Here is a 6,502-nt window from a genome sequence, read left to right as displayed (position 1 = left end):
TCCATCGGCCGCCTGACCAGTGCGCCAGTTCAATCCCATTCTCTCTGGAAAGCTGCCGTGCTTCGATGACGACCGGCTTCTTGCGAAGCTGCGGCGTGGCTGCCTCCAATGTAAAAGGCCCGCCGTGATGGCGAGCCTTCGAATTCGATCTACGATAAGGCGATTGCCTATCTGATAGCCTGACCACCGTCGGGTCTTGTCGGCTCAGGCTCGCCTAGCGGGCTGTCGCGACGGGTCTGCTTGCCTTCACGGCCCGACTGAGGGACCGCCGTTCAGCAAGTCGTCGTCGCGCTCGTCCTGCTGCTCCTGCTCGATCGGCGCAGATCCGGCGTCGTCTTCAGAGACGATGCGATCAGGGTCGCGCGGCTTGCCTTTCGGCATCTTGTCGTTTGGGTTTTCAGTCACTGGATCGGTCTTGGACATGTCTGGCTCCTTCGCGTTCGCCAAGAGACAAGCTTGCAGAAGCACTGATGTTCCCGGACAACCGGTTGCGGGCGTATGAACTTGGCCGGCAACAGCCCCGCCCTGACGGATCGGTCTCGACATCCTCGCGATAAAGAAACGATAGATCTTCCTCCGCCGACCGCTCGTCACGCTGCAGGCCCGCTTCGAAACCCCGAGAGAATAGGTGCGAGCGCGCGAGCTTCCGCAGGGCCTACCCGCAGGAAATCTCCTCTATGGTATCCGTTTCCTCATCGAACCAGATATTCATCCGTTCGAATTTCAATTCCGATGTCACAGCGCATTCAGTGCAGGCGAAGCGAAGCTGGTGGCCCGGCGCTTCAGTCGGCAAGGACTCTAGGGCGATCCCCACGTACTTCTGAAACTCCGAAGCCTTGCACTGGTCTCCGTAGTAATAGACGGCTGGACCGTCCTCCTGCTCCGCGATCCACACCCCATCGCCGCGGGGATGATTTATGATCGTCGAGCCTTCCGGCGCCCAATATGTGAACGGTGGCGGCGGCTCGGCCTCCATGATCACGACAGGCTCTGGCAACTCATGTTCTGCGTCATCCCGGTCCGTGGCACTGGCAGTACCGGCCATCAGAAGCGGCATGGCAGCGAATGCAAGGCTGGCTCGACTGATCCTCATGTCATCTCCTCCATGATCAAATGACGATCGGGGCAGATGATGGCCAATGGGTGACGAGGCCTATCCGATCAGCTTCGTCACCTTCCCGCGTGCAAGGCAGTGAGCGCAGGCCCATTGCTTCGTCCCGCCGGCTTTGGTGTTCCGTGGCGTCCGGCGCGGCGCGACCGTGACCTCGATCACCGCGCTCGTCGCGATACCGATGTCCTTCTTGCACTGCCAGCACGTCACCTGCTCGCTTTCAGCAAGTGACTGACGTCTCCACGGCACAGCGGGAGCATCGTGAGGAATATCTCCCTCGACGGCTGTCAGGTGCGATCGGTCTCGGAAATCGTCTTTCACCCTAGGACTATGCCGCAAGCCCCGCCTTCTGAAAAGCGCCAGCTTCCTTCATCCGCAGCTGGTCCAGTGTCAGCTCTTGCCCGTTGCGATCGACGAACCGATCCAACGGCAGGTCACCCTTGCGGAATAGAGCGCCTCTGGTCGAGCCCAGCACGTCATCCTGGAAGGCCGCGGGCTGACGCTTGAGCCATGACTGGTAGGTCTCCGTTGCCGGCACCTGCCCGTTCATGCTCGCCCGTGTGCCTGGCGGTAGATCGTCGATGTCGAAGCCGAGCTCTCGCCAGCTCTTCGTCACCGGAACCGTCGTTGACCGGCAACCGAAGTGCGCCGGCGGGCGCGGTCCGCTATCAAGGGAGAACGTCTGCCCATCTCGGCCGCGGCAAACGGCCGAGGTTCGCCCGTCCAATGTAGCCACCCAACGCACCTTCGCGATCAGGTCGGCATTTGCCTTGTAGGTCTCCTGCCGAGCGACGTTGGCGGTGTGGTTGACCGCGGTCCGCACGACGCTCTCGGCGCTTCGGCGATTGATCTGCAGGATGCCGTCCTCGAATTTCGCAGCCCGAGTTCCACGGATGCGCCGGACGATCTGGTCCGTCGTCTGTCCCTCGACATAGCCCTGCCGGATAGCATCCCTGACCCGGCTGAATGCAGCTGCCTCGAGATCCTTACCCCACTCCTTCATCACCCGGCCTTGGAAGGGGCGCGAATTGACCGCCGCGTAGAGCTGCTCCGCGGACGGCGTCACGATGTCAATAGCGATGGGCAGGGTCGAAGAGATTGCCCGCGCCTGAAACCCCGCTTCGTACATCGCGAGGTTCCGCAGAACATCCGTGATCTCTCGATCGACGAGGCGATAAGCATCCCGGTTCACAACCCGGATCGCCTCAAGAAGTTTTGCGAGCCGCTTCTGCGACCATGCGCCCGAGACATCCATCGGATCGTATTTCGTCATCTGGGCGACGAGGTCCACGTCGCTCCGGTTCAGAAGGCCGATCAGCTTCCGAACGGTCGACGTTGAGAAGCGCTGGAGATAGACCTGATGGCGAACGGCGCCGTCTAGCAGATCCTCGTTGACGGTCACGCCGCCACCTCATCCTCTCGGCCGACGAGCCCGAGCTCCGGCCCCTCGGACGTGATCAACTCTTCTTCTTCGTCGAACGAGCGCTCCGGACTGGCGATCTCCCCGCGCTGCAGGTTCTCGTAGAGCGTCTGCTTCGACAGGGCGCCGCTTTGCCAGACCGTGACGAGGTGCTGCGCCTCCTGCGCAGACATGGTGCTGTCCATGAAGTCGAGGCTCGGCTTCACCACGACCTTCTCGGGATCAGCACCGACCATCACCGCGGCGTGCCGCAGCGCCTTCTCCAGTCCCTGTGCACTGGCTTGGGCGATCGACGTCAACGTGGCCGTCTGAGCCGCATACCGAAGCCGGAGCGCCTCCCCGCTCTCAGCAGCTTTCTTGGCACTGTCGAAGATACGGGCCCCGGCCGCCACCGCATTCTCACGCTCGTCTTGGATCGCAGTGCGGTGCGCCGCGATCCCCGTACCTGAAGGCCCGACATACTTTGCGTCCGGTGTGAACTCCTTTCCGTCCTCGCCCTGGCCTGACGTTAGGGTGATCACTACCCCGGCGCCGATGGCCTCCGGCGCGTCGCCATTGATGACGACGAGCGTCTCCTGGCCGCTCATGTAGAGCTGGTGGCGATAGTCAGCGTCGAGGCGGTACATCGCCAGTGCAGCTCGCGCCACGCCGATCAGTGGCGGTTCCTCAGGCGCAACGGCAAGATCGCGGGGGCCGATCACCACGAAGGGGATACCATCAAGCCTCTGGCCGCCGCGTGCGGTTGGCTGGAGAACGTCGGCGTCCTTTTCGATGCCGGAATATGTCTCGACCTCGTAGCGCCCATCGACGAGCCGCAGCACGCGGTACCGCTTCTTGTTGGACCACTCGAACTCGTTGCGCTCCAGCCCGCTTTCGTCGAGCACGTAGAAGTCTCGATCGGTGCTCCAGTTGATCAGCGCCTCGGCGGAGTACCCGGCCAGGAATGGCAGGTCGGACCCTTCGGAGGCAGCGTCAGCCAGGATCGAGTACCGGCCAGTCAGCAGCAGCTCGCCGGTGATGCGGCGGTGGAACGCCTCGAGCGCGAGCCCGTCCGATGTCGCACGCTCCCATATCCCGAGCATCGCGTCCGGCATCTCGATCTGCGTTTCGGTACGGTGGATGACGCCAACCATTCCGCGGATCGTGGGGGCAACGATCTCCGGGAACTGCGCCCGCTTCTGATAGGCGCCATACATGGCGCGGCCACTATCTGCCTGAACCCGAAAGCCGGAAGGCATCGGCAGGAAGTCCTCGCCTGCCTCCTTTACCGCCTTGGCGCCGCGGGCCGTCACGCGCATCTCGCGCCACTCGTCCGCCCGGTCCTGCCATTCCGGGTGCTTTGCGTCGACCGCCATCAGTATGCACCCACGATGGTCTGGGTTCGCCCCGACCCCGGCTTGGGTTCAGACTTCACCATCAGTTCCGTCAGCGCCCAGACCAAAGCATCGGCACGATCGGGCGACCCGCTGCCCTGGTATCCATCCGTCGTGAACATCGCCATTTGGTCCTCGAGCTCGACGAACGTACCGATGTGGTGACAGCGAGCCGGAAAGCCTTCGCGGTCCTCGTAAAGCCCAGCTACCGGCTCTGCGCGCACATGTTTGCCCCTCGAGGCCGTGACCAGTTTCACCGGCACGGTGCTGTCCGCGAGCTTGATCGTGCTCTCGACCATGGCGCCGCCGTAGTTGGCTTCGGCGACTACCTTGTCGGCGCGCCACTTACCGAACGTATCGACGACCTGCCGCCCCCACCCTGCGGGCGACCGTTTGCACGTCGCATCATCAAGAACGTAGGCATGGCCATCGACGCCTTTGCCGACGACGACGATACCTTGGCTGTCGCCGCCCATGCCGTCCGAGCCCGACGGATCCACGCCGATAACGACGCGGGTCAGCTGCGGCGGTGCCGCCCTCCGAGCTGCGTCGATGCGGTCCTGCGGCCAGAGCGTACCCGGCACCTCGCTGAGGTACTTCCCCTCCTTGAAGCGCTGGCGTTGCCTCTCTGGCAGAGTATCCAGTTCCTCGAGATAGGCCGCCGGGAGATGCGGATTATCGTCAGGGTTTAGCGTTACGTAGGCACGGGTGCCCGAAGGCAGTGGGAGCCTGTTCTCCGGCCTGACGCCTTCGACGAACTCCCGATAGGTCCAGTGCGAACGACCGACGGGGTTCAGGTCGTAATAGGCCTTCAGCGGCAGGTCACGGCCATCTCGCCGCTTCACGTTCTGCGCAAGACGGGTGCGGAGCGTCAGGATCGTGTCGTAGGCGATCTGGCTGCACTCGTTGGAATAGATCGTCGAGAACTCCTTCCCTAGGATCTTCTCGACCCGCTCCTTATCGTCGAGACCGCCGAACCAGACCTCCGCCCCATCCGGCAGCGTGATGAACTGGTCCTGCTTGTTCTGGGTGTACGGAACACCGGGATATGCGGCCCTCATCATTGCCGGCCACGTGTCCATCATCACGGCTTGGCGAACATCGATGTTGTGCAGCCGGGCGATGAGGTGCCGTGACGACGGAGCAGCGAGCGCGCGAGTCGCGACGCAGTAGCAGAAGCCGAAGGTCTTGCCGCTACGGCTGCCGCCATAGCCGAGTATGTGGCGTGCAGGGCCGGCAGCGGTGTTTCGCAATTCCTGCTGCTTCGCCGTGAGGCTAAAGGTCGGCATCCGGGCCGGTGATGTTCACGGTGACGTTGCCGCTTGTCTCGACCTGGTCCTTGAACGCCTGCACCTCGACATGCTTGCCGATGAGCTCGAGGCGCCGGATGCGATCGGACAACTTCACCTTTCGGATCAACCCCACAACGACGCCTTCCTCCCGGATCTCCTCAACATCGAGGCCGGCGACCAGACCCTTGCGCCAAATCGGCGGCCACTGGTGGACGGGCAGGAGTGCGCCATCGGCGTCATATAGATCCCCGACATCGGCCTCGGCCTCATCGGCCAGACGCCGCAGCAGCCAATCGGCATCGACCCTGGTCCGGGCGGAGCGTTCTGTCTTGGCGTCGGATATGGCTTTAGCGATGTCAGGTTTTGCCAAGTTTTCCGAGGCGACTTGCCTTGCCGTACGTTCCGAATACCCTGCCCTGATTGCCGCCTGCGTGGCGTTGAGATCGACGAGATACTCATCCACGAAGCGACGCTGCTTCGCGGTGAGCGTCATGACCATGTCCGTGATGTGGTGGAAACAAAAAAGGGGCCAGCAACGCTAGCCCCATAAGACCCTATCCGTGCCGCCTAGCTGTCGCTGGGGCTGGATCCGAGCACTGACATGCGGTGATCCGCAAAGGCCGGGGTCGTCCTGCACGCATAGATTCATGCCGCCTCGAGATAGTCAAGGGGAACGCGCACATCGTCCACAGCCCCGCCGAAGAGCTTCATCTCCAGTCTGGCCAATCCCTGCGCAATCCCCACCACCGGCACGACCATCCCCTCGAATGGCCCATCGACCACCCTGACGTCGTCACCGACGCCGAACTCGTGATGGGTCCGCATGAATCGCTGAGCCTCGGGCGCATTGACCCCTGTCGCCGTCCTGCGGATCAGCTTCACGACTTCCTTGGTGGGCAACATTATGGGTGCACCATCGATCCCGACTGCGCCTGAGATGCAAGGGAGGGCGAAGAGATTGAACCAGAGCGGCCGTCCCGGTTCGAAGCCGGCCAGGACGTAGCGCGGCGCGACGGCGAACCTGACGGGCTGCTTGGGCAGGCGCAGGTGCCGGGACTTCTTGCTGGAATGCCGGAACTCGGTCCGCACCGGGACGAACGTCTTGAGGCCGTACCGACGAAGGATCTTCTGCGCCACGAACTCCTTCTGGGGCGGCACCTGAAGGGCGTACCAGTGGAGCGTCGCCGCTACGTCGATGATGTCGGGCGCGACGTCATAACCCGACGTCCTGTCCCGCATCGATAGAACCGGGGTAGCGTCGGGTGGGCTGACTTCTGGCTTTGACATTATTGGCTCCTCGTGTGGC

Annotated in this window: 7 protein-coding genes; all 7 read right to left on the bottom strand. The window is 62.9% G+C overall.

The annotated features are described in order from the left end of the window. Positions 1 to 246: 246 nt before the first annotated feature. Positions 247 to 423, bottom strand: coding sequence for a hypothetical protein (locus tag GGR03_RS17575; RefSeq protein ID WP_183210037.1), 177 nt, complete (start codon positions 421 to 423; stop codon positions 247 to 249). Between the two features lie 232 nt (positions 424 to 655). Next, the gene (locus GGR03_RS17570) at positions 656 to 1,093 is read right to left on the bottom strand and encodes a hypothetical protein (RefSeq protein WP_183210036.1); all 438 of its coding nucleotides are present in this window, start codon (positions 1,091 to 1,093) and stop codon (positions 656 to 658) included. Between the two features lie 346 nt (positions 1,094 to 1,439). Then, positions 1,440 to 2,513 carry a minor capsid protein gene (locus tag GGR03_RS24790; RefSeq protein ID WP_183210035.1) on the bottom strand — a complete coding sequence of 358 codons (1,074 nt, stop codon included), beginning with the start codon at positions 2,511 to 2,513 and terminating at the stop codon, positions 1,440 to 1,442. Continuing rightward, the gene (locus GGR03_RS17560; protein ID WP_183210034.1) at positions 2,510 to 3,886 is read right to left on the bottom strand and encodes a DUF4055 domain-containing protein; all 1,377 of its coding nucleotides are present in this window, start codon (positions 3,884 to 3,886) and stop codon (positions 2,510 to 2,512) included. The genes GGR03_RS24790 and GGR03_RS17560 overlap by 4 nt, the downstream gene beginning before the upstream one ends. Beyond that, positions 3,886 to 5,193, bottom strand: coding sequence for a phage terminase large subunit (locus GGR03_RS17555; protein ID WP_183210033.1), 1,308 nt, complete (start codon positions 5,191 to 5,193; stop codon positions 3,886 to 3,888). Before GGR03_RS17555 ends, GGR03_RS17560 begins: the two co-directional genes overlap by 1 nt. After that, positions 5,180 to 5,689 carry a terminase small subunit gene (locus GGR03_RS17550; protein ID WP_183210032.1) on the bottom strand — a complete coding sequence of 170 codons (510 nt, stop codon included), beginning with the start codon at positions 5,687 to 5,689 and terminating at the stop codon, positions 5,180 to 5,182. The genes GGR03_RS17555 and GGR03_RS17550 overlap by 14 nt, the downstream gene beginning before the upstream one ends. 152 nt (positions 5,690 to 5,841) lie before the next feature. Continuing rightward, positions 5,842 to 6,483 carry a transcription termination/antitermination protein NusG gene (nusG, locus tag GGR03_RS17545; RefSeq protein WP_183210031.1) on the bottom strand — a complete coding sequence of 214 codons (642 nt, stop codon included), beginning with the start codon at positions 6,481 to 6,483 and terminating at the stop codon, positions 5,842 to 5,844. Positions 6,484 to 6,502: the final 19 nt, after the last annotated feature.

Origin of the sequence: Aurantimonas endophytica (assembly GCF_014196845.1) — a bacterium.
Classification (GTDB): domain Bacteria; phylum Pseudomonadota; class Alphaproteobacteria; order Rhizobiales; family Rhizobiaceae; genus Aurantimonas; species Aurantimonas endophytica.
Note: the sequence above shows the minus strand (reverse complement) of the source record. Positions and strands in the feature narration are given on the sequence as shown.